Below are 21,448 nucleotides of genomic sequence, written 5' to 3'. Positions count from 1 at the left end.
GATGCTTCATCCCCATTTTTATTTTGAAAAGCAAGAGGATACCCCAATGGCAGACAAGGAACTTGCCAAGGTCTATGAACCGCAGGCCGTTGAAGAAAAGTGGTACGCAACGTGGGAACGGGAGGGATACTTCCACGCAGAGGCGACGAGCGACAAGCCCGCCTACAGTATCGTCATCCCTCCGCCGAACGTCACCGGGGCGCTGCACATGGGGCATGCCCTAAACAACACGCTGCAGGATATCCTCTGTCGCTGGAAACGGATGAGCGGCTGCAATGTCCTCTGGATGCCCGGTACCGACCACGCCGGCATCGCGACCCAGAACGTGGTGGAGCGCCAGTTGGCCGGCGAGGGGAGGGACCGTCACGAGCTGGGCCGGGCGGCATTCATCGACCGGGTCTGGAAATGGAAGGGGGAATCCGGGGGGCAGATCATCGGGCAGCTGAAGCGCCTCGGCGCCTCCTGCGACTGGGAGCGGGAGCGCTTCACCATGGACGAAGGGCTCTCCCGGGCGGTGCGGGAGGTCTTCGTCCGCCTCTACGAGGAGGGGCTCATCTATCGGGACAACCGGCTCATCAACTGGTGCCCCCGCTGCCACACGGCCCTCTCCGACATCGAGGTGGAGCACGAGGAGAAGGCCGGCCACCTCTGGCACATCCGCTATCCCGTGGCTGAGGAGCCGGCGCGCTTCGTGGTGGTGGCCACCACCCGTCCCGAGACGATGCTCGGCGACACCGCCGTGGCGGTCCACCCCGAGGACGGGCGCTACGCCGACCTGGTAGGGAAAACGGTGCTGCTGCCGCTGGTGAACCGGAAGATTCCGGTGGTGGCCGACGACTACGTCGACCGCGAGTTCGGCACCGGCGTGGTGAAGATCACCCCCGCCCACGACTTCAACGACTTCGAGGTCGGCAAGCGCCACAACCTGGACCGGATCAACATCTTCGACGAGTCGGGTTTCATCAACGCCGCCGGCCACCAGTACGAGGGACTCGACCGCTTTGCCGCCCGGAAGAAGATCGTGGCGGACCTGGAGGAGCAGGGGCTCCTGGAAAAGATCGCCGACCACGCCCTGGCGGTCGGGGGCTGCTACCGTTGCAAGACGGTGGTGGAGCCCTACCTGTCGCTCCAGTGGTACGTGAACGTCGGCCCCCTGGCCAAGCGGGCCCTGGCCGCGGTGAAGGAGGGACGGACGCGGATCATCCCCCAGCAGTGGGAGAACACCTACTACGACTGGCTGGAGAATATCCGTGACTGGTGCATCTCGCGCCAGATCTGGTGGGGGCACCGGATCCCGGCCTGGTACTGCGACCACTGCGGCGAGACCACCGTCGCCAAGGTCGATCCCAGCGCCTGCTCCAAGTGCGGCAGTGCCAACATCCGCCAGGAGACAGATGTCCTCGACACCTGGTTCTCCTCGGCGCTCTGGCCCTTCTCCACCATGGGGTGGCCCGACCGGACGCCGGAGCTCGCCACGTTCTACCCCACCTCCTGCCTCGTGACCGGCTTCGACATCCTCTTCTTCTGGGTCGCCCGGATGATGATGATGGGGCTTCACTTCATGGACGAGGTGCCGTTTCGCGATGTCTACATCCACGCACTGGTGCGCGACGCCCAGGGACAGAGGATGAGCAAGTCCAAGGGGAACGTCATCGATCCCCTGACCGTCATCGACCAGTACGGCACCGACGCCTTCCGCTTCACCCTGGCCGCCTTCGCCGCCCAGGGGCGCGACATCAAGCTGGCCGAGGAGCGGATCGCCGGCTACCGGAACTTCGCCAACAAGATCTGGAACGCCTCCCGCTTCTGTCTCATGAATCTCGAAGGGTTCGATCCGGACGCCGTCGATCCGGCGACCCTCGAATTCTCCAACGCCGACCGCTGGATCCTCCACAGGTTCAACGCGGCGGCGACCGAGACCAGGGAGGCGCTGGAGGCCTACCGCTTCAACGACGCGGCCGGTGCCCTCTACCGCTTCACCTGGAGCGAGTTCTGCGACTGGTACATCGAGCTCGTGAAGGACGACCTCTACCGCGGCGACGCCTCGCGGCAGCAGTCGGCCCGCTACGTCCTCTGGCTGGTGCTGGAGCATCTTCTGCGCCTGCTCCACCCCTTCATGCCGTTCATAACCGAGGAGATCTGGCAGGCGCTCCCCGGGACGCGGCCGACGCCGACCATCATGACCGCTGCGTGGCCCGTGCCGAACCCGGCGTGGGATTTTGCCGATGGCGCCGCCGAGATGGAGCTCGTCATGGAGGTGATCCGGGGGATCCGGAATATCCGGGGGGAGATGGATGTGGCCCCTTCCCGGGAGATCGCGGTGATTCTGAACTGCGGTTCCGAGGCTAGCCTCCGGCTTCTCAGGAAGAACGAGGTATACGTCATGAGCCTCGCGCGGCTCTCGGACCTTGCCATCGGCACCGGGCTCGACAAGCCGGCCGACGCGGCGATTCAGGTGGCGGGTGACGTGGAGATCGCCGTCCCGCTCAAGGGGCTCGTGGACGTCGAGGAGGAGGAGAAACGGCTCCTCAAGGAGATCGGGAAGCTGGAGAAGGACGAGGAGTTCCTCGCGAAGAAACTCCGCAACCCATCCTTCGTGGAGCGCGCCCCTGCCGACGTGGTGGAGAAGGAGCGGGAGAAGCTCGCCGAGGCGCTCCAGAAAAAGCAGGTTCTGCAGGCGAGTCTCGAAAAGATCAGAAGGCTTCGATAGCCGGGGAGAACGCCGTTGATTGCAGGGTCAACGGCGTTTTTTGTATCTCTTTTCTTTGCGGAATGATTCTTGCTGCCCAAGGTGTTTCACGTTGCGATCAGAGGGTAAAGCGGGCAAAAGCCGGACAAGGAGTGACAGTTTCCGGCACCGGTAAAGACGCGGGAGTCCCATGGCGAATCTGAAGCGGTACAACGACGGACTTTTCAAGCTCGATCTCTGGATCAGGCGCCTGCTCGCCATGGGGGGATGGGATCTTCTCCATACGGCGCTCTGTGACGGGGCGTGCGAAATTGTCCGTGCGGAGACCGCCGTCTTTACCACCGTCGATCTCCCGGGGAGGAGCATTACCTACACCGCGGCCTCGGGGGAGTGGAACCACATGGTGAGCGGGGTGACCGAACCGCTCCGAAACGGAAGCCTCTGTGCATCCGTGGCCGGCTGCGGCACACCTCTTCGCATCGACCGCTTATCCTCCTCGGCCCGCGAAACCTGCGAACTCTTCAAGATCATGGAGATGGATACCGTCCTCCTCGTGCCGGTGTTCGAAGACGGCCGGGTCACCGGCTGCATCTCGGCGTTCCGGGTTGGCCACCCCTTCGACCAGATCGACGAACAGCTCCTTCAGCAGTATGCCCATTCGGCATCCATGGTGATCCGGAACTTCCGCCTGATGGAGGATCTGAGGCGTCACGCGGTGATGCTGGAGGAGGAGATCGCCGAGCGCTCCCGCGCCGAAGAGACGATCCGCCAGATGGCGTACTACGATTCCCTTACCGGCTTGCCCAACCGCCGCCTCTTCAATGACCGCCTCCAGCAGGCGATGGCCCTGGCCCAACGTCAGGAGCGGCCGCTGGCGGTCATGTTCCTCGATCTCGACCGTTTCAAGGTGATCAACGACACCCTCGGTCACGCCACCGGCGACAAGCTCCTTTCGGCGGTCGCCCGGCGGCTTCGCGAGTGCTGTCGCCGCGAGGGGGACACGGTGGCGCGCCAGGGCGGTGATGAATTCATCATCCTCCTCTCGCTCGTTTCCGACGCAAAAGACGCCGTGAAGGTCGCCCAGAAGATCATCAGGGGGTTTCAACGCCCCTTCGTTTTCGACGGCCACGAGCTGTTCGTCACCACAAGCATCGGCATCAGCCTCTATCCCCATGACGGCGACACCCCCGAGGCCCTCGTCAAGAACGCCGACTTCGCCATGTACCGGGCCAAGGAGCAGGGGCGCAACAACTGCCAGCTCTACGCCCCGGAGATGAACTCGCGGGCCTTCGACCGGCTCGCCATGGAAAACAGCCTCCGCAAGGCGCTGGAGCGCGAGGAGTTCATCCTCTACTACCAGCCGAAGGTGAACGTGGATCATGGCCAGATAGCCTCCATGGAGGCCCTTGTCCGCTGGCAGCATCCGAGTTTGGGGATCGTGCCGCCGGCGCGGTTCATCCCCCTTGCCGAGGAGACGGGGCTGATCGTTCCCCTCGGGGAGTGGGTCCTGCGGACCGCCTGCCGCCAGAACCGCCTCTGGCAGGATGAGGGGTACCCCCCGATGCAGATCGCCGTGAACCTCTCCCCGCGCCAACTGCAGCAGGGGGACCTGGTGGCGACGGTGCGGGGGGCGCTGCAGGAGTCGGGGCTCGATCCCCGCTGGCTCGTCCTGGAGGTGACCGAGAGCATCATGATGGACTGTGCCGAGAGCACCATCGAAGCCTTCCGGGCCCTGGAACGGATGGGGGTGCAGATCGCCATCGACGACTTCGGCACCGGCTACTCCTCCTTCCACTACCTGAAGAAGTTCCCGGTCCATGCCCTGAAAATCGACCGTTCCTTCGTGCGCGACATCACCTCCAGCTCGGGGGACGAGGCGATTGCCGGCGCGGTGATCACCATGGCCAGGGGGCTCAACCTCCGGGTGGTTGCCGAAGGGGTGGAAACGGTCGAGCAGTTGGAGGTGCTCCGTGCCCTCAACTGCCGGTACATGCAGGGGCATCTCTTCAGCAAACCGGCTCCCGCCGAGCAGCTCGTGCCGATGCTCGGCAATGTCGCCGGGGCCTGCCTCAACTTCGGGACCTGGTGCTGAGGGAAGTGAGGCGTGAGATGTGAGACGTGAGACGGGAGACGGGAGGAGAGGATGAGGAGAGAGCAGTGCCACAGATGACCCTTTTCGCGATTTTCGCCTTTGCGCTGGGCGCCGCGGTCGGTTCGTTTCTCAATGTCTGCATCTACCGGCTGCCGGCGGGGGAGTCGGTCGTCTCGCCTCCTTCCCGGTGCCCGGGGTGCGGGTCGAAAATCCGTCCCCGGGACAACGTTCCGGTCCTGAGCTGGCTGCTGCTGCGGGGCCGCTGCCGGGCCTGCGGCGGGAGGATCTCCGCCCGGTACCCGCTGGTGGAACTTCTGAACGGACTCCTCACCCTGGCCCTCTTCCTGAAGTTCGGTCCATCCCTCACGTTCCTCGTTCTCTTCGTCTTCTGCTCGGCGCTGGTGGCGATCACCTTCATCGATCTCGACCACCAGATCATCCCCGACGTGATCAGCCTCCCGGGGATCGCCGTCGGCTTCGCCTGCTCGTTCTTCCTTCCGTGGCTCGGCTGGAAGAGCTCCCTCATCGGGATCGTGGCCGGCGGGGGGAGCCTGCTCCTCGTCGCCTGGCTGTATGAGCTGTTTGCGAAAAAAGAAGGGATGGGTGGCGGGGACGTCAAGCTCCTCGCCATGATGGGGGCCTTTCTCGGCTGGCGGGCGGTGCCGTTCATCATCTTCGCCAGCTCCCTCATCGGTTCCATCATCGGGGTGACGCTCATGGTGGTGCAAAGGAAGGATGCCAAGCTCGCCATCCCCTTCGGTCCGTTTCTCGCGCTTGGGGCCGTTCTCTACATCTTCTTCGGCAAGACCATCATCCTCTGGTATCTGAACCTTGGCGCCCGCTAGGGGAGGCCTGCCATGAAGCAGTTCCGCTTCAGCCTCGGATTTCTCATACTCTCCTCGCTGTCGTTTCTCCTGGTCCTGACCTGGATCCTGCTGAGCGTCATCTCGTTCCGGACCGCCGAAAAGGACATCCTGCAGCAAAAGGGGGAGGAGGCGCGCCTTCTCCTCTCCGCCTTCGTCACTCTCCTTCCTCCCTCCCTTGCCGACACGCCGAAGTCGCCGGCTGCCGTGTTCGCCCAACGGCTCGCCCGGGAGAAGGAATTCATCGGCATCCTCGTGGTGGGGAAAGACGGTGCGCCGCTGTTCGAGCTCGGAGAACCGGCGGGGGTGGACCGATGGGTGCGGGAGGCCCTGGCCGGTGGCGATGGAGCGGTCTTCGTCGCCGAAGAGAGGGGACGCCTCTGCAGCTACGCGCCCGTGGTGCGAAACGGGACAGTGGTCGGCGCGTCGCGGCTTCTCTTTTCCCTGGCGGGCGAGAAGCGGCTCCTCAGCCAGTCGCGGCATCTCTTCCTTGCCTATTTCATCCTCGATTTCATCCTGCTTCTCGCCGTCGGCTCCTTTATCCTCTCCCGGTTCATCGTGACCCCGATCCGGAGGCTCCTTGCCGCCACGGAACGGCTGCGGGCGGGGGACTTCACCCATCGCGCCGTGGTTCCGGGGGGACGCGAGGTCGCGGAGCTGGCCGAGTCGTTTAATGCCATGGTGGAGGAATTGCGGACGAGCCGTGAAGACGCGGAGCGCTACGTCGCCTCCCTGGAGCGGGCGAACCGGGAGCTCCAGGTCGCCCGGGAGGAGACGATCCGCTCCGAGAAGATGGCATCGGTAGGGCTTCTCGCCGCCGGCACCGCCCACGAGGTCGGCACCCCCCTTGCCGCGATCATGGGGTATGCGGCGCTGTTGCGGGACGAACTGACCGGCCATCCGGAGGCGGAGGACTATCTGCGCCGCATCATCCAGGACGCCGAGCGGATCGACCGCATCGTCCGGGACCTCCTCGATTTTGCCCGCCCTGCCGCCAGCGCTGCGGAAGAGATCGACGTGGCCCCCCTCGTCTTCTCCACCGTGGAGATGCTTTCGCGGCAGGGTCTTTTCAAGCGGATCGAGGTCTCGGTGGATCTTCCGCCGGGGCTGCCGCGGCCGGTCGTCGATCCGCACCAGTTCCAGCAGGTGCTGATCAATCTCATCATCAATGCCCGCGATGCCATGCCCGATGGCGGGCGTCTGGCGATCCAGGCCCGCGAAGGAATGTTCAAGCCCCTCCCCGATCTCCCGTCTCTCTCGGCGCCACCTCCCGCCGTCGTGGGGCGGCGCCGGAGCGACTTCGGCGCTGCGTTCCAGACCCCCTTCGCACCGGGGGGGGCGGAGGTCCGGTGTATCCGGATCGAGGTGGCGGATACGGGCAGCGGCATTTCGCCCGAGAACCTGGGGCTGGTCTTCGATCCCTTCTTCACCACCAAGGAGCCGGGGCAGGGGACGGGGCTGGGCCTTGCCATTTCGGCGCGGCTCGTCGACTCCTTCGGCGGAAGGATCACGGTCGAAAGTGCCGCCGGCGCCGGTTCGCGCTTCACAGTCTGGCTTCCGGTTCCGCCGCAACGAGAACCCTGGGGGGAGGAGGAAGATGACTAGTCGCGTGCTCGTGGTGGACGACGAGGAAAACCTCCGCCACATGCTCCGGGTCATGCTCCGGAGAAACGGCTACGATGTCGACGAGGCGGCGGACGGAGAGACCGCCCTTTCCATGGCGGAGCGGATCCCCTACGACTTCATCCTCTGCGACATCAGGATGCCGGTGCTCGATGGCCCCGGTTTTCTCCGCAGCGCCCGGGAGAGGGGGCTCGCCGGCACTGTCATCATGATGTCGGCCTACGGCACCGTCGATACCGCCATCCACTGCATGAAGGAGGGGGCCTACGACTACGTCTCCAAGCCGTTCAAGACCGATGAAGTCCTTCTCGTCCTGAAAAAGGCGGAGGAGCGGGAGCGGCTGAAGAACGAGAACCGGCGGCTGCGCGAGGAAGTGGCGCGGGAGTACTCCTTTTCCAACATCGTCAGTCGCAGTGCCCGGATGCGGGAAGTCTTCCAGCTCATAGGGAAGGTGTCCGACGTCAAGAGCAGCGTCCTGATCCTCGGCGAATCGGGGACCGGCAAGGAGCTGGTGGCGCGGGCGATCCATTACAACGGCGCCCGCCGTGCCGCCCCCTTCGTGGCGGTGAACTGCGGGGCGATCCCCGAGAACCTTCTGGAATCGGAGCTGTTCGGACACGTGCGCGGTGCCTTCACCGACGCGGCCGCCGACCGGCGCGGCCTCTTCGAGGAGGCCCACGGTGGCACCCTCTTTCTGGACGAGATCGGCGAGATGCCCGTCTCTCTGCAGGTCAAGCTCCTGCGGGTGCTTCAGGAAGGCGAAGTCCGACGGCTCGGGGCCGCGAAGCCGACCCGCGTCGATGTGCGGGTCGTTTCCGCCACGGCGAAGGAGCTCCCGGCCGAAATCGCCGCCGGAAGGTTTCGGGAAGATCTCTACTTTCGTCTCAACGTTCTGAGCATCACCCTTCCGCCGCTACGGGAGCGGATCGAGGACGTACCGCTGCTGGTCGACCATTTCCTCGACAAGCACGGCAAGGAGCTGGGCAAGCCCGGGGTAAAGGCGACCCCCGAAGCCTTGAAGCTCTTCATGGGGTACGGCTGGCCGGGAAACGTGCGGGAGCTGGAGAACTGCATCGAGCGGGGGCTGATCCTGTGCGGCGGGGCCACCCTCGATGTCGCATCGCTTCCGCCGGTCATTCGATCTCAGCCTGCCCCGGCATCCGTTTTTTCGTCTTCCGATGACTCCCTGTCGATCAAGAGGGCGGAAGAACTTCTCGAACAGGAATACATCCGCCGCGCCCTGGAACGGACCGGCGGCAACCGCACCCACGCGGCCCGTCTCCTGGAAATCAGCCACCGGGCGCTTCTCTACAAGCTCAAGGAGTTCGGCATCGAATAGACGGTTGGCTGTAGTTAATAAAACAGTTGTAATTTAATGGAGGCTGTGCAATTATTGCGCGGCTTTTTTCATTTTCGCGTACAGGGAGGTGCGGGGAATGTGCGGAGCGCGCATTTCTTTCCCATTGACGGGAAACGGCCGCGAATCTGGTTTCACCCTGCTTGAGCTCATCATCGTCGTGGCGATCATCAGCGTCCTGAGCGCCATCGCGGTGCCGGCGTTCAGCAGTCTCTATGGCGACTACTGCCTCAAGGCGGCGGTGTGGGAGTTGAAGGATATGTTCAAGGACGCCAAGCTGCTGAGCATACAGGACAAGCCGTGCGCCATTACGTTCGATCCCGTTCATGGAAAGGCAACGCTTTACTCAGGCAGGGGGGATGACGATAAGTGGGATACAGGCGATGAACAGGTTGTCAGGGAAATGCGCCTTGCAAGCAAAGGAGGTGCTCTGAGTTTTGGGTACAGCAACCGGGGACCGGTCCGAAAACCGAACAAACTGGCAGATACGGATGACGGCATATCATTCGCAAACAACCGCTTTGCCAGTGAGGAAGGGGTGGTAGGGAGTTCGGGAAGCGTGTATATCCAGTCGGCTTCTTCTGGTGGGGCAATGGCCCTCACCTTTAACACAATGGATTTCAGCTGTACCGTCCGCAAATGGGATGGAAAGGACTGGGTGCCAATGTGACATAAATCGAGCTGTTGGGAAAAGGCTATGCAATTATTGCATAGCCTTTTTGTTCCTAATGATGATAGGGGGTAGGGATGTTCCGAAAATACGTAATGCAATTCAGTGATTGTGCGTATCGTCGCCTGTGCTCAGTGTAATGGCTTTAATATTGCATCATCTTATGCAGAAAAACCAAAGAGGCCCTGCACGCATGATTACTCGCATAGCAAACAACAAAGGGATCACCTTGATCGAAATGGTGGTTGTCGTCGGGATCATGGGCATTCTGGCCGGCATCGCCACGGTCATGTTCATGCGTGATCTACCCAAGTACCGGCTCAAGGATGCAACACGAGAGCTCTTCAACGACATCCAGTCGGCGCGGATTTACGCCGTGCGAAACGGTTTGCCCTGCACCATCCAGCAGTTTCCCGCGAGCAGCGACAGTTACCGGATCGTACAAAACGGATCGGTCCTGAAAAGCGTCGATCTCGGGGCGTTCAAGGGGGTTTCCTTTGGCAGCCTTAATTCTGCGGCACCGGCACCTGATTCGGGAACATTTGCCAGCGACCAGCTCGTGGTGCAGCCCAGCGGATTGGCCGCTACCGGGAGTTTCTACCTTAAGAGCGACAGCACTCCAGCCGACGGAAGGGAAATCGAGGTATCCGCCGCCGGACGGCCCAGAATCAAGTCGTGGACCGGAGCGGCATACAACTGAGAGGGGAATATGAAGGTGGTACCAGAGGTACAAGGCACGCTGCAGTCCGAGGAGGGGTTCACCCTCATGGAGGTGCTCGTGGCGATTGCGATCCTTGCCGTAGCCCTGTTGGGGACCGCTTCGATGCTGTTCAACGGTCTCGCCACCAGTGCCGGAAGCAACAACCGGTACGTCGCTTCGGCCACCATCCAGTCACGGGTGGAAAGTCTGCTGAAATCATCCTTTGCAGGGTTGACGAGCCAGTTGACACCTGTCCAGACAACGAGCAACGGCGTCACTTACAACACGAAGTGGCGGGTGACGTCGCTCTCGACGAATTCCGTGTTCATCAATATTTCGACGACCTGGACCGACAAGATTGGCTCCCACGGCATGGGATTCCAGTTGGTCAGGTCCCGCTGAGGTTTGGTATGGAGGCAATACGCACCAATGATACCCGGGGATTCACCCTCGTTGAGTTGCTGGTTGTGATGGTCGTTGCGGGACTCGTCATGATGGCGGCAGTAACCACCTTCATTGTCCAGAACAAGATTGCGAATATCCAGACCGCCTCGAGTGATGTCCAGATCAGCGGACAGATAGCGATGGACCTGCTGGAGCGGGATATCCGGATGGGAGGGTATGGGGTCAACAAGGCGACCGCCATTACAGCGCAAGACAATGCCGGGGATACGGACCCGCTTAGAAGTAAAGGGACCGACGCGATCCAGATCCGCTACTCCACGGCCGCGACCCCTGGTACTCGGGGGTCCCGCGACTTCACGTACTACGTCGCCAAGACCGGCGAAGGGTTGGTGAGACTGGATAATCTCGGCGGCACGACCGACGTCATCGCTTCAAACGTCGAGGACGTGCAGGCCACGGTCACCCCTGATGTGCCGGTAAGCGGTGCCATGCAGGTAGTACTGAACCTCATGGTCCGGTCGGTGGCCAAGGACCCGAGCTATACCACCGCCCCCCCCCAGATAGGAAACGGCATCGTGCGGGATGCCGACGGTTTCCGGCGCAGGGTCTACAACTCTACGATCAACCCTCGTAACTATTTCGGGAGTTGAGGATGGGAGGCCGAGGCATGATTCCACGGATACAGGAAAACGGCTGCCGACCGTGCCGGCGGACCCGAGACGAAGCCGGCTTTGCCCTGGTGACGGTCCTTACGTTCACGGCAGTCCTCATGGCTGTCATGACGATGATGCTCAACACGACCATGATCGAAACCCTGCTGTCGGGAGCGAGCACGGTCAGCAAGAAGACCCTTGCCGCCGCCGACTCCGGTGTCGAGTACGTCCGGGGGACCTTCGTCCTCATCGGCAGTTCGTTTCCCTCCTCTTCGTCGACCGGAAACTACACCTCAGCGGTCCAGGCTCAACTCCCCTCCTCGTTGGGGCAGAAGATCACCTTTCTCAATATGTCGTCAATGGGGGCCGATTCTTCCCTGCTTGCGGGAAGCGGTTTCAGCGCCAAGTATGTTTCGACGAGTTCGGGGGGAGGGGCTTTGAAACTGACCCCCTACCGGAGCAGGACCACGTCCAATGCCGTGATCGGCACCTCGCGAAAAACGGTGGAGTTCGAAGGGTACAACCTTGCCCCCTGATACGGATGCATTAGCGGCAGGTAAACAGGAGATGTGACGGACCTCTTTCCCGGGCAGTGCTCCATGCAACCGGAGGCTCAAAATGATAACCAGTAAATTGTTCAGGAAGGTTTTGCGGGCGACGGTCGTGCCGGCTTTGGTTGCCCACCTCGTTTCGCTTTCCGGGGTGGCGCGGGCCGACGACACGGAGATCTATTCCGCCGGCGCCACCACGAAGCCGATGGTCATGATCATCATGGATAACTCCGGCAGCATGGGGGACCCGGTTCCCTATGACAGCGTGACAACTTACGCGGGGAGCTACGCCCGCGACACCGTCTACCAGTATACCTGCACCGCCTGGAACAAGCGGGGGCGGTGCACTGCCACTCAGTGGCAAGTGTATGCCGGAGCCTTTACCGACCAGGTAAACCGGGATGGCGGCATTGACATTGCCGGCCAGGACGGCATCGATGACAGCAACACCAGTCTCAAGACCGGCAACCGCCTCAATTACGAAGCAACGCCCGTTACCAGCAAGATGAGCACCGCCAAGGGGGTCCTCAACAACCTGGTCGATCTCATGTACAACGACGTCGATTTCGGCTTCATGAAGTTCAATACGGAAGACGGGGGAAACGTCATCTCCAAGATCGGGGCGACCCAGACCGCCATGCACGGCCAGATCAGTGCTATAAACGCCACGACCTGGACCCCCCTTGCCGAGGCGCTGACCGATGCCGGCAAGTATTTTGAGGATACCTACACCGGTCAGTACAGTCCCTGGAACGCGAACAACTGGTGCCAGAAGGCCTTCGTGATCATCGTCACCGACGGGGAGCCGACCCACGATACCGACGCCACGATCATCGGCCATTTTCTCGACCGGGGGCAGACGGGGATCACCGATTCAAACCGGGGACAGAAGTGGGACCAGGACGGCGACTACTACAAGCACAGCTCCAACGTCAACGATGCGCTCAACAACGACGTCTGGGTCGCCGACGACACTTACAGCGACACCGTTCCCCAGACGTTCCTCGACGACGTGGCAAAGTACCTCAACACCCACGATCTCCGTCCCGATCTGCAGGGAACACAGAATATAACGACGTACACCATTGGCTTTGCCCACAACAGCCCCCTCCTGCAGAAAACCGCCCCGAACGGCGGCGGGCGTTATTTTCCGGCCAACAACGCAGCGGAGCTCGAACACAGCCTTTTGATGGCCTTGGACGACATCGCCAAGAAACTCCAGACCTACACCGCCCCCGTTGTTCCGATTACCCGGACGTCGAGCGGCGACAAGATGTATCTCGCCTTTTTCAAGCCCCTCTCCTACACGAAGTTCTGGGTCGGCGACCTGCAGAAGTACGGTCTCTCATCGTCAAACCAGATTGTCGACAGCGCCGGCAACAGCGCCACCGATGCCAGCGGCGCCATACTCGACACGGCGGTCCCCTACTGGAGCGTCTCGACGGTCCTCAAGAACAGGGCTACGGCCAGGAACATCTATACCTATCTCGACACCAACGCCGATCTGACGAACAGTGTGAATGCCTTCACGACCGGCAACGCCTCTCTGACTGCCGCCACCTTCGGCAACCCGGCGAAAATCGCCACGGCCAACCCGGCAACCTCGGCGCGGGATGATCTGATCAACTTCATCCACGGCTACGACTCCTATGACGACAACGGTGACCTTAACTGGACGGAAAAGCGCGATTTCATCCTTGGCGACATCCTCCATTCCGTACCTCTGGTGGTCGACTACAACGGGCCGACGGCGGTAGACCCGAACCGGCATATCTTCTTTGGTTCTAACGACGGGATGCTGCACTGCATCTCGGATGTCGACGGGAGCGAGGAGTGGGCGTTCTTGCCGCCGGATGCGCTGCCACGGCTGAAGCTCTTCGAGGAGGGGACGTCGCATCCCTATTTCGTTGACGGGTCGGTGAAGCTTTACCAGGAGCGGGATTCGACGGGGGTGATCACCAAAGCGATCATCATCTTCGGCGAGCGGGCTGGGGGAGATAACTACTATGCCCTCGACGTGACCACACCCTCGGCACCCCGTTTTCTCTGGCGGATCAACAGCGCGACGGCGGGACTTTCCGAGCTGGGACAGACCTGGTCCGAGCCGGTAGTGGCAACGATAAGGAAAAAAGATGCCAGCAACAACCCTACCTCCTATCAGGCGATCATCTTTGCCGCCGGCTTCGACCCGGCCCAGGCCAATAACACGGCGGTGACCACCTCGGTCAAGGGAAGGGGTATCTTCATGGTCAACCTCCTTGACGGGTCGCTCCTCGCAAGCTTCCTGCACAGTGCGACAAACAGTCTCGACTACGCCATGCCGAGCACCATTACGGCAGTGGACCGGAATGCGGACGGCGTGGTCGACCGGGTCTACGTCGGTGACGTGGGGGGGAACCTCTGGCGGTTTGCCGCCCCCACCGGCGACGACAACCTGGTCGATAACTGGGTCATCCGAAAGCTTTTCGCCTCCAACCCCGGTGCCGACGGCAGCGGCGGCCGCAAGATCTATTATCAACCCGAGATCGCCTTCGAGAACGGTTTCGACTATCTCTTTTTCTCCACCGGCGATCGGGACAACCCACGGTCGACCACCGCCGTCGACCGACTCTACGGCGTCAAGGATTTTAACCCGGCGAGCGGCTTTACTACCGTCACGGAGAGCACCCTGACGGACCAGACGGGGGTGGTCAGCACTTCCACGACTCCCCTGGGAGGGAACGGCTGGTACATTCGCCTCACTGCGGCGAGTGGGGAAAAGTCCCTGGCCGCCCCGGTCCTCTTCAACAAATACGTCCTGTTCGACTCGTTCCTCCCCAATAACGCCATCTGTGACATCGGCGGAGGAGCGAAACTGTACGCTGTCAGTTATTTGACGGGACTCTATACCCGCTACGTCCTCGGTAACGGGATCCCCACCGAGCCAGTACTGGTGGTCCGCCCGACCGGGACGACAGCCTTTGTCGGGGCCGGCGGGGGGGTGGTCAATCTGTCTTCCGTGGCCGTTGACGCAACGGGTCCCAACAGTACTCCAATCTCAACTATTTTCGATTTTGTCACCGGGATTGTTCCAATCTCGTGGCGGGAGGTATTCTGATGTCCATCGTAAAGAGAGCGGTCGCCTTCGGGGTCTTTGCTTTTTCGCTTCTCTCGGCCTCCGGCGTTTTCTGCCAGGATCTTCCTTCCCTGGCCCAGTTGGGAACAAGCATGGAGCAGCTCATAACGCCGGAAACCCATGAGGGTGTCATCATGGAAGTGAATGCCAACAACCGCTTTTCGATGCGGGAGAAGACTTACCTCATTCTCAAGGAGACCGAAATTGGCGGCGTGCCGGCGGGAAAGGCATCGTTTAGACTCAAGAAGGGCCAAAAGGTCAAAGCTGTCGTCTTCCGTCTGAGAAACAAGGCATATTTTGTCTCAGACCTTACCCCGGAGTAGTTTTGCATGGGAAAGTCTAATCCCCCCGCGCCTCGGCGGAGCGCCCCTCTTAAGATAATTGCGTTGGCACTTGCCGGAATCGTTGTTGCGGCGTTAACCGTCGTGACAGTAATCACATGGCCCTACAACCCGCTCGGAAGGGTGATTTACAGAGTTCTCGGCAAGCAACTCCCCCCGACGCGTTCCGAAGAACTGGGGAACATCAAGCGGTTTCTTGCGGCTCGAAGAAAACTCGACAAGAAGGAGTATGCGCAGGCTTTCGAAGATCTCGACTATCTTCGTACACATGCCGGAACCTCATTCACCTTCTTCAAGGAGGTATACCTTTATCTTGGCTACATCTACGAGATAAGGGGAGATCTTGCGGACGAAGAGCGGCTGTATCGCGAGCTTGCCGGGAGGGACAGAGTGTTCGCCCGGTTCATGGATGGCCTGTACAATTTCCGTCACGGCCGACCTGATGAGGCACGGAAAGCGCTAAGCGAGGCGGTTGCTCTTGATGACAGATTGAACCGTCTTGGCAAGTACCGAGAAATTGCGATCAAGACGCTTGAAAAGCTGGACAAGGGTCGACGGGATGTACGATAAGAAGTGTTCTGTCAGATCACATAAATTTTGACCGGAGTTGACCAAAACTGTCAGTAGGTAACGGTATGAATGATGTCGGACCTGTCCTTTTGAATGAATTTTTCAGGAGTTAGACGTTTTTGTCGGCATTGAGTGTACAGGTTTGGTTTTTGCAGTGAACCAAGGTAAATACCTTTGAAAATATGTGATACACGACAAGACTAAACCACCCGCGAGGGTGGGGCGGAAAGCCCACGGGTCTCTCCGAGACAGCCGGGATGCCGAAATATCGCTACGATACGAGGCCCCGGCTTTTCTTGTTTTCGGGGTGTTCCGCTAGTGATGATCAGTTTGCGGATGAGGCTGGAGGTAATATGAAGAATAAACTCTCAAGTTTTGCTTTAATATTGCCGATAGGGTTACTGTTCAGAGCAATTGTACCTAAATGGTTTCAATTCATTTCAATTTCGACTAATTTCTTGACATATAATTCAATTTCAGTAAAGTTCGCCATAAACTGCCTGTTCTTATGGGATTATGTGATGAAATACCGAAACAACGTAAAGCGGATCAGGGAAGAGAGACTCATGAGCAAGGCCGAGCTGGCTCGTCTTGCCGGCGTCTCTCCTGCCACCATCGATCGCATCGAACGCGGCGAGGAATGTCGCATGGAAACCAAGAGAAAGATACTTCTTGCTCTTGGTTTTTCTTTGTCGGAGAGGGAACAGGTCTTCCTCAACTAACCAGGTGAACGGGAACCATCTATGTTTTTCTCTAAGAAAAAGGATTTGGTCGGCATAGATGTCGGCTCCAGCTCGGTGAAGCTCATGCAGCTGAAAGAGCACAAGGGGGTCTATCAGCTTCTTAATGTAGGCATTGTGCCACTGCCGCCGGAGGCGATAGTCGACAATACGCTCATGGACAGCTCTTCCGTCGTCGAAGCGGTCAAAAGCCTGGTCAAGAGCCTCGATGTGAAGGTGAAGGAGGTGGCTTGCTCCATCTCCGGCAATACGGTCATCATCCGCAAGATCAAACTCCCCGCGATGCCGGCCGACGAGCTGGAGGACCAGATTCAGTGGGAGGCCGAGCAGTATATTCCCTTTGACATCAACGACGTGAATATCGACTTCCAGATTCTGGAACCCGACGAGGATGATCCTTCCCGCATGGACGTGCTTCTTGTGGCGAGCAAGAAGGAGATAGTTAACGACTATGTGAACGTCTTCACCGAAGCCGGCCTCAAGCTGATGGTGGTTGATGTCGACTCGTTCGCTGTTCAGAATGCCTTCGAGCTGAACTACGAAGCAGGTCCGGAAGAGGTGGTGGCTCTGATCAACATCGGTGCCAACGTCCTGAATCTGAACATCGTCAAGGGTGGGATTTCGCTGTTCACCCGAGATGTGCAGATGGGGGGGAACCTCTTTACCGAGGAGATTCAGAAGCAGCTCGGTCTCAGTAGCGATGAAGCCGAGCAGGTGAAGATCACCGGCAATTACCCCGACAAGGGACGGTTGCAGGACGTCATTGCCAAGGTCAACGAAACCCTTGCCGTCGAGATGCGCCGTTCTCTTGATTTTTACAATACGACGGCCGGCGAGGGGAAGATCAGCAAGGTGTATCTGAGCGGCGGCGCCGCCAAGACAGCGTCTCTCTCCGCGGTCGTCCAGAATAAACTCGGTCTGCCGGTTGAAATGATGGATCCTCTTCGGAAAATCGTCAGCAGCGAAAAGGAGTTCGACCCCGAATATCTCCGGGAGATCGGTCCGTTCGTTACCGTTGCCGTGGGACTGGCCACAAGGAGGGTTGGAGACAAATGGTAAGGATCAACCTTCTCCCCGTCAGGTTGTCGAAGAAAAAGGAGACGGCAAAACAGCAGATGCTGATTCTGCTGGTCTCCGTTCTGGTCGTCCTGGTCGCCGGTCTTGGCCTGTTCGGCTATGCACAGGCGCGAATCAAGGCGACACAGGAGGAGATTTCCAGGGCTGAAAACGATCTTGACCAATTGAAGGCAAAGATCGGTGAACTGGAAAACATCAAAAAGCTTAAGGATGCGGTCGCCAAGAAGCTCGATGTGCTCGCCCAGCTCCGCAAGGGGAAGACGGGGCCGGTGAAAAGGCTGGCAGTCATCAGTGACTCGACGCCGGACAAGCTGTGGCTGACCAAGTATGCCGAAAGCGGCCCGAACGTGAGCATCGGGGGGATTGCCGTCGATGAAGATCTGATTGCGGCATTCATGAGGAATCTCCAGGCCTCCGATGAGTTTGGGAACGTGGAACTCGTCGTTTCGGAGCAGACCGAGCTCAGCGGCGTGAAGGCCAAGCGTTTTGAGGTTACCTGCTCTCTGAAGTCGTACAAGAAAGAAGAGCCGGCTCCGCAGAAAAAATAGCCCGGTTGAGGACTTCCCATGGATCCGAGAATTGACAAGCTGCTGAAGCTGCCCAAGAAACAGAAGATCGCCCTGCTGGTCGCCGTTGTCGCGATCGAAGCGGCGGCGCTTTACTTGGGGCTCTGCCAGCCGAAGCAGAAGGAGCTGCAGGAGCTTCGGACGAAACTGGACGGGGTGCAGACGGAAGTTCAGGAAAAACAGAAGATAGCCAACAATCTCCCGAAGCTGAAAAGAGAATATCAGCAGTTGCAGAAGGACCTGGAAAACGCCCTTACCGAACTGCCGAACCAGAAAGAAATTCCGTCGTTGCTGACCAGCATCACCAGCGTCGGCAAGAATGCGGGTCTGGATTTTCTCCTGTTCAGGCCGCGGCCCGAAGTACCCAAGGACTTCTATGCCGACGTCCCCGTCGATATTTCGGTTTCCGGGTCGTTTCACAGTGTTGCCAATTTCTTCACGGCGGTGGGGAACCTCCCGCGCATCGTGAATATCACGGATGTCTCCTTTGCGGATATCAAGTCTTCGGGGGGGCGCACTTCGGTTCGGGTCAACTGCCTGGCAACCACCTTCCGTTTCCTCGACAAGAAAGAGATCAAGGATGAGAAGAAAAAATAACTCTCTATCTCTATGGATCCTGGCACCGGTGTTTGCACTGCTGGCGGTTTCGGGGGGGTGCAAGAAGGAGGAGGTGCCGCCTCCGCAGCCTTCACCCGCCGGGGCGCCGGCTCCGCAAGCCAAACCCCCGATTCAGAAACAGGCTTCATCCGCAAGGCCGGCTGTGACGACCTCGTCGCAGCTTGATTTTACCAGCCGCAAGGACCCGTTCAAGCCGTTTATCGAGCCGAAGAGCGTGGCGAAGGTGGCACCGGCGTTGCGGGGTAGGCGGGTTGGCGGTCTTCTCCCGATCCAGAGCTATGCCGTCGAGCAGTTCAAGGTTTCCGGGATCATCGTCGGCCTGAGGGAGAACAGGGCCTTGATCATTGACCCTGCCGGCAAAGGGTACGTAGTTAAAGTGGGGATGAGTATTGGCAACAACAATGGTGTCATCACCAGGATTGCCCCTTCGTACATTGAGGTTTCGGAACGATTCCGGGCCGAGAACGGCAAAATGACAAAGAGGACGGTCAAACTTTCTCTTTCCAAGAAACTGTAAGGAGATTCCCCCATGAGAATCGAGATGAACATACCCCTTGGCATCGCATCTTTTGCCCTGATGGCGGCCTTGTCCGGCTGTGCCGGTGTCGGTCCTTCTCCGAAGGGTGGGGATCTGGTCGAGCAGGCAAAGGCTTCGGTACTGCAGGATGTGCGGATTTCAGGGGAGGGGAAGAGGACCCTGGTGGCGATCGCCACCGACCGGCCGGTCGCCTATACCTTCTACATGAGCGAAAATCCCACGATGGCCGTGGTTGACCTTGCCCAGGTCGACCCGGGGGCGGTTCATTTCCCGCTGGAGGTGAACAAGGGTGCCGTCAGGAAGATCGAGGCGGTGCGCCAGGGCGAGGGGGGGACGGCGATGACCCGCCTGGAGCTCTCCCTGACGAAGGGGGCGGATGTGACCGCGGCCCCCGACCCCCGTGACAAGAGAACTCTTCTGGTGACGGTAACCGCAGCTGAAGAGGTTCCTCCCGTGGCGACCGCAACTCCGGCGGCCGAGGCTAAAGTCGATACGCAGCTGGCGCTTGTGGAAACGAAACCTGCGGTTGCATCGGCCCCGGCGGCAGCAACCCCAGCGCCGGCAGAAACTTCGGCAGCTCCGGCTGAAGGCACGAAGCAGCATGCCGCACCGGCACAGTCCGGTGTCAGCACGGTCACGGCAATCACTTTCGGGGACAATACCCTTGAGATCCGGGTCTCCGGCGGTGTGACGGAGTACAAATCATTCCGCCTCTCGAAGCCCGACCGTCTGGTCGTCGATATCATGGGGGCGAAGGCGGGAATAGAAGCGAAGGTCATTCCTCTGGACAGCCTTGGCGTCGGAACGGCGCGCATCGGAGCCTATCCCGAAAAGGTGCGGATCGTATTCGATTCCGCGCGCGGCCCGTTACCGCAACTGTCTGTCGAAAAGAGTGAAGCGGGGCTGAAGATCGTTCCGGTTGCCGGCGCGCCCGAGATGCCCAAAGTTGTTCAGGTGGCTCCCCGTGCACCCTCGGTTTCGAAGCCTGAGGAAGAGGCCGTTTCCCCGTCCGCAACGAAAGCAGAACCTGCCCCGAGGGTAGCCAAACAGCCGGAAGTAAAGCACGCGGCCCGGGAGCACGCCGCCGTGGAGTCGATTGATTTCAGGGTGGACAATGGCGTGTCGCGTCTTCTTGTCTCGGTTTCCGGCGGCTGCGACGCCGAAAAGCCGGTCAGGACTGCCGACGGTCTGGCCCTGACCCTCAAAAACTGCACCCTCCCCGTCAAATGGCAGCGTTTCCTCGACACCGGCGCCTTTGCCAGCGTGGTCCAGAAGGTAACCCCGTACCAGGTGAAGACCAAAGGGCGCAGTGACGTCAAGGTTCAGGTGAAGATGCGCCAGAGCGTCCCCTTCGAGCTTTCGCGCCGCGGAGATGTGATCGCCCTCGAAATCAAGAATCCGGCGGGGCTCGAATCCGCCGCCGTGGAGAAGGAGCTCGCAGTGCCCGCCGGGCAGGCAATGCCGGTGACGGCCGAGGCTAAACCGACCCAGAAAGTCTATACCGGCCGCCGCATCACCCTCGAGTTTTCCGATGCCGACATCAGGAAGATCTTCCAGCTTATCGCCGAGGTGAGCAACCTCAACTTCCTGGTTGGCGACGACGTAACCGGCACCATCAGCATCAAGCTGGTCAATGTCCCCTGGGACCAGGCGCTGGATGTTATCCTCGAGAACAAGGGGCTCGGGATGCAGCGCGAGGGGAACATCGTCCAGATCAGGCCGAAGTCCAAGATCCAGACCCTGGCCGACGAAGAGCAGGCGATGAGGAAGGCCAAGGAAAAGGCCATGGAGCTTGAGACCAAGGTGTTTGATATCAACTACGCCAACGTTTCCGATGTCGTCACCCAGTTTAACGCCTTGAAAAGTGACCGGGGAACCATTACTCAGGATGCACGCACCAACCGGGTCATCGTGAAAGATATTGCACCGAACATAGAGGACATGAAGTTTCTGCTCAAGAACCTAGATTTGCCAGAGAGACAGGTCATGATCGAGGCGCGCATCGTGGAGGCATCGTCTGACTTTACCCGTGACATTGGTGTGCAATGGGGGCTTCACACCGACAAATCTAGTGGCTCAACCAATGTCTTGGGCATTTCAAACGCAGATGCGGGCTTTGGCGGAATATTGTCTGGTACTGCCGGTTCCACGGGGACTTTTGGTCCGGGCTTGGCAACTGGAATTACTTTCGGCAAAATTATTTCTGGAGGGACGCTTGATCTAAAACTCTCCGCAGCGGCCACGACAGGCCAAGTGAAGATCATATCCACTCCCAAGGTC

19 protein-coding genes and 1 riboswitch are annotated in these 21,448 nt (G+C 59.9%); all 19 genes read left to right on the top strand.

Annotation, left to right across the window (positions count from 1 at the left end):
• Positions 1-46 precede the first annotated feature (46 nt).
• Positions 47-2,710 carry a valine--tRNA ligase gene (locus M6689_RS07725; protein WP_298269881.1) on the top strand — a complete coding sequence of 888 codons (2,664 nt, stop codon included), beginning with the start codon at positions 47-49 and terminating at the stop codon, positions 2,708-2,710.
• Between the two features lie 169 nt (positions 2,711-2,879).
• Positions 2,880-4,781: an EAL domain-containing protein gene (locus tag M6689_RS07720; RefSeq protein WP_298269878.1), complete on the top strand. Its 1,902-nt coding sequence runs from the start codon at positions 2,880-2,882 to the stop codon at positions 4,779-4,781.
• A 74-nt stretch (positions 4,782-4,855) separates the two neighbouring features.
• Positions 4,856-5,626, top strand: coding sequence for an A24 family peptidase (locus tag M6689_RS07715; protein WP_298269875.1), 771 nt, complete (start codon positions 4,856-4,858; stop codon positions 5,624-5,626).
• Between the two features lie 12 nt (positions 5,627-5,638).
• Positions 5,639-7,249 (top strand): ATP-binding protein, encoded by a 1,611-nt coding sequence (locus M6689_RS07710; protein WP_298269872.1) that lies wholly within the window; start codon positions 5,639-5,641, stop codon positions 7,247-7,249.
• Positions 7,242-8,606, top strand: coding sequence for a sigma-54 dependent transcriptional regulator (locus tag M6689_RS07705; RefSeq protein WP_298269870.1), 1,365 nt, complete (start codon positions 7,242-7,244; stop codon positions 8,604-8,606). The genes M6689_RS07710 and M6689_RS07705 overlap by 8 nt, the downstream gene beginning before the upstream one ends.
• A gap of 97 nt (positions 8,607-8,703) precedes the next feature.
• Positions 8,704-9,294, top strand: coding sequence for a Tfp pilus assembly protein FimT/FimU (locus M6689_RS07700; RefSeq protein ID WP_298269868.1), 591 nt, complete (start codon positions 8,704-8,706; stop codon positions 9,292-9,294).
• A gap of 193 nt (positions 9,295-9,487) precedes the next feature.
• Positions 9,488-9,994: a GspH/FimT family pseudopilin gene (locus M6689_RS07695; RefSeq protein ID WP_298269866.1), complete on the top strand. Its 507-nt coding sequence runs from the start codon at positions 9,488-9,490 to the stop codon at positions 9,992-9,994.
• A 9-nt stretch (positions 9,995-10,003) separates the two neighbouring features.
• On the top strand, positions 10,004-10,396 hold the full coding sequence (locus tag M6689_RS07690) for a prepilin-type N-terminal cleavage/methylation domain-containing protein (protein WP_298269864.1): 393 nt from the start codon (positions 10,004-10,006) through the stop codon (positions 10,394-10,396).
• 8 nt (positions 10,397-10,404) lie between these two features.
• Complete coding sequence (locus tag M6689_RS07685) at positions 10,405-11,049, top strand: PilW family protein (protein ID WP_298269861.1); 645 nt, start codon at positions 10,405-10,407, stop codon at positions 11,047-11,049.
• Positions 11,050-11,066: 17 nt separating this feature from the next.
• Positions 11,067-11,588, top strand: coding sequence for a hypothetical protein (locus M6689_RS07680; RefSeq protein ID WP_298269858.1), 522 nt, complete (start codon positions 11,067-11,069; stop codon positions 11,586-11,588).
• Between the two features lie 82 nt (positions 11,589-11,670).
• Positions 11,671-14,700 (top strand): PilC/PilY family type IV pilus protein, encoded by a 3,030-nt coding sequence (locus tag M6689_RS07675; RefSeq protein WP_298269855.1) that lies wholly within the window; start codon positions 11,671-11,673, stop codon positions 14,698-14,700.
• A complete protein-coding gene (locus M6689_RS07670; RefSeq protein WP_298269853.1) occupies positions 14,700-15,041 on the top strand; it encodes a hypothetical protein in 342 nt (113 codons plus the stop codon). Before M6689_RS07675 ends, M6689_RS07670 begins: the two co-directional genes overlap by 1 nt.
• A 6-nt stretch (positions 15,042-15,047) precedes the next feature.
• A complete protein-coding gene (locus M6689_RS07665) occupies positions 15,048-15,629 on the top strand; it encodes a hypothetical protein (RefSeq protein ID WP_298269850.1) in 582 nt (193 codons plus the stop codon).
• 189 nt (positions 15,630-15,818) lie between these two features.
• A riboswitch (cyclic di-GMP riboswitch) is annotated at positions 15,819-15,894 on the top strand.
• Positions 15,895-16,150: 256 nt separating this feature from the next.
• The gene (locus M6689_RS07660) at positions 16,151-16,351 is read left to right on the top strand and encodes a helix-turn-helix transcriptional regulator (protein WP_298269897.1); all 201 of its coding nucleotides are present in this window, start codon (positions 16,151-16,153) and stop codon (positions 16,349-16,351) included.
• Between the two features lie 21 nt (positions 16,352-16,372).
• On the top strand, positions 16,373-17,428 hold the full coding sequence (gene pilM, locus M6689_RS07655; protein ID WP_298269848.1) for a type IV pilus biogenesis protein PilM: 1,056 nt from the start codon (positions 16,373-16,375) through the stop codon (positions 17,426-17,428).
• Entirely contained in the window at positions 17,422-17,994 is a 573-nt protein-coding gene (locus tag M6689_RS07650) for a PilN domain-containing protein (RefSeq protein ID WP_298269845.1), read from the top strand. Before pilM ends, M6689_RS07650 begins: the two co-directional genes overlap by 7 nt.
• A gap of 18 nt (positions 17,995-18,012) precedes the next feature.
• Positions 18,013-18,609: a type 4a pilus biogenesis protein PilO gene (locus M6689_RS07645; RefSeq protein WP_298269842.1), complete on the top strand. Its 597-nt coding sequence runs from the start codon at positions 18,013-18,015 to the stop codon at positions 18,607-18,609.
• Entirely contained in the window at positions 18,593-19,147 is a 555-nt protein-coding gene (locus tag M6689_RS07640; RefSeq protein WP_298269839.1) for a pilus assembly protein PilP, read from the top strand. The genes M6689_RS07645 and M6689_RS07640 overlap by 17 nt, the downstream gene beginning before the upstream one ends.
• 12 nt (positions 19,148-19,159) lie before the next feature.
• Positions 19,160-21,448, top strand: a 2,289-nt coding sequence (locus M6689_RS07635) for a type IV pilus secretin family protein (protein WP_298269837.1), incomplete at its 3' end; no start/stop codon positions are given.

The organism is Geobacter sp., from assembly GCF_027327745.1.
In the GTDB taxonomy this organism is placed as follows: Bacteria; Desulfobacterota; Desulfuromonadia; order Geobacterales; family Geobacteraceae; genus Geobacter.
The sequence above is the reverse complement of the archived record's forward strand: the minus strand, read 5'-3'. Positions and strand labels throughout refer to the sequence as shown.

Coding starts and splice junctions, on each gene's coding strand:
- M6689_RS07725 (WP_298269881.1), top strand. CDS start 47: ATGGCAGACAAGGAACTTGCCAAGGTCTATGAACCGCAGGCCGTTGAA.
- M6689_RS07720 (WP_298269878.1), top strand. CDS start 2,880: ATGGCGAATCTGAAGCGGTACAACGACGGACTTTTCAAGCTCGATCTC.
- M6689_RS07715 (WP_298269875.1), top strand. CDS start 4,856: ATGACCCTTTTCGCGATTTTCGCCTTTGCGCTGGGCGCCGCGGTCGGT.
- M6689_RS07710 (WP_298269872.1), top strand. CDS start 5,639: ATGAAGCAGTTCCGCTTCAGCCTCGGATTTCTCATACTCTCCTCGCTG.
- M6689_RS07705 (WP_298269870.1), top strand. CDS start 7,242: ATGACTAGTCGCGTGCTCGTGGTGGACGACGAGGAAAACCTCCGCCAC.
- M6689_RS07700 (WP_298269868.1), top strand. CDS start 8,704: ATGTGCGGAGCGCGCATTTCTTTCCCATTGACGGGAAACGGCCGCGAA.
- M6689_RS07695 (WP_298269866.1), top strand. CDS start 9,488: ATGATTACTCGCATAGCAAACAACAAAGGGATCACCTTGATCGAAATG.
- M6689_RS07690 (WP_298269864.1), top strand. CDS start 10,004: ATGAAGGTGGTACCAGAGGTACAAGGCACGCTGCAGTCCGAGGAGGGG.
- M6689_RS07685 (WP_298269861.1), top strand. CDS start 10,405: ATGGAGGCAATACGCACCAATGATACCCGGGGATTCACCCTCGTTGAG.
- M6689_RS07680 (WP_298269858.1), top strand. CDS start 11,067: ATGATTCCACGGATACAGGAAAACGGCTGCCGACCGTGCCGGCGGACC.
- M6689_RS07675 (WP_298269855.1), top strand. CDS start 11,671: ATGATAACCAGTAAATTGTTCAGGAAGGTTTTGCGGGCGACGGTCGTG.
- M6689_RS07670 (WP_298269853.1), top strand. CDS start 14,700: ATGTCCATCGTAAAGAGAGCGGTCGCCTTCGGGGTCTTTGCTTTTTCG.
- M6689_RS07665 (WP_298269850.1), top strand. CDS start 15,048: ATGGGAAAGTCTAATCCCCCCGCGCCTCGGCGGAGCGCCCCTCTTAAG.
- M6689_RS07660 (WP_298269897.1), top strand. CDS start 16,151: ATGAAATACCGAAACAACGTAAAGCGGATCAGGGAAGAGAGACTCATG.
- pilM (WP_298269848.1), top strand. CDS start 16,373: ATGTTTTTCTCTAAGAAAAAGGATTTGGTCGGCATAGATGTCGGCTCC.
- M6689_RS07650 (WP_298269845.1), top strand. CDS start 17,422: ATGGTAAGGATCAACCTTCTCCCCGTCAGGTTGTCGAAGAAAAAGGAG.
- M6689_RS07645 (WP_298269842.1), top strand. CDS start 18,013: ATGGATCCGAGAATTGACAAGCTGCTGAAGCTGCCCAAGAAACAGAAG.
- M6689_RS07640 (WP_298269839.1), top strand. CDS start 18,593: ATGAGAAGAAAAAATAACTCTCTATCTCTATGGATCCTGGCACCGGTG.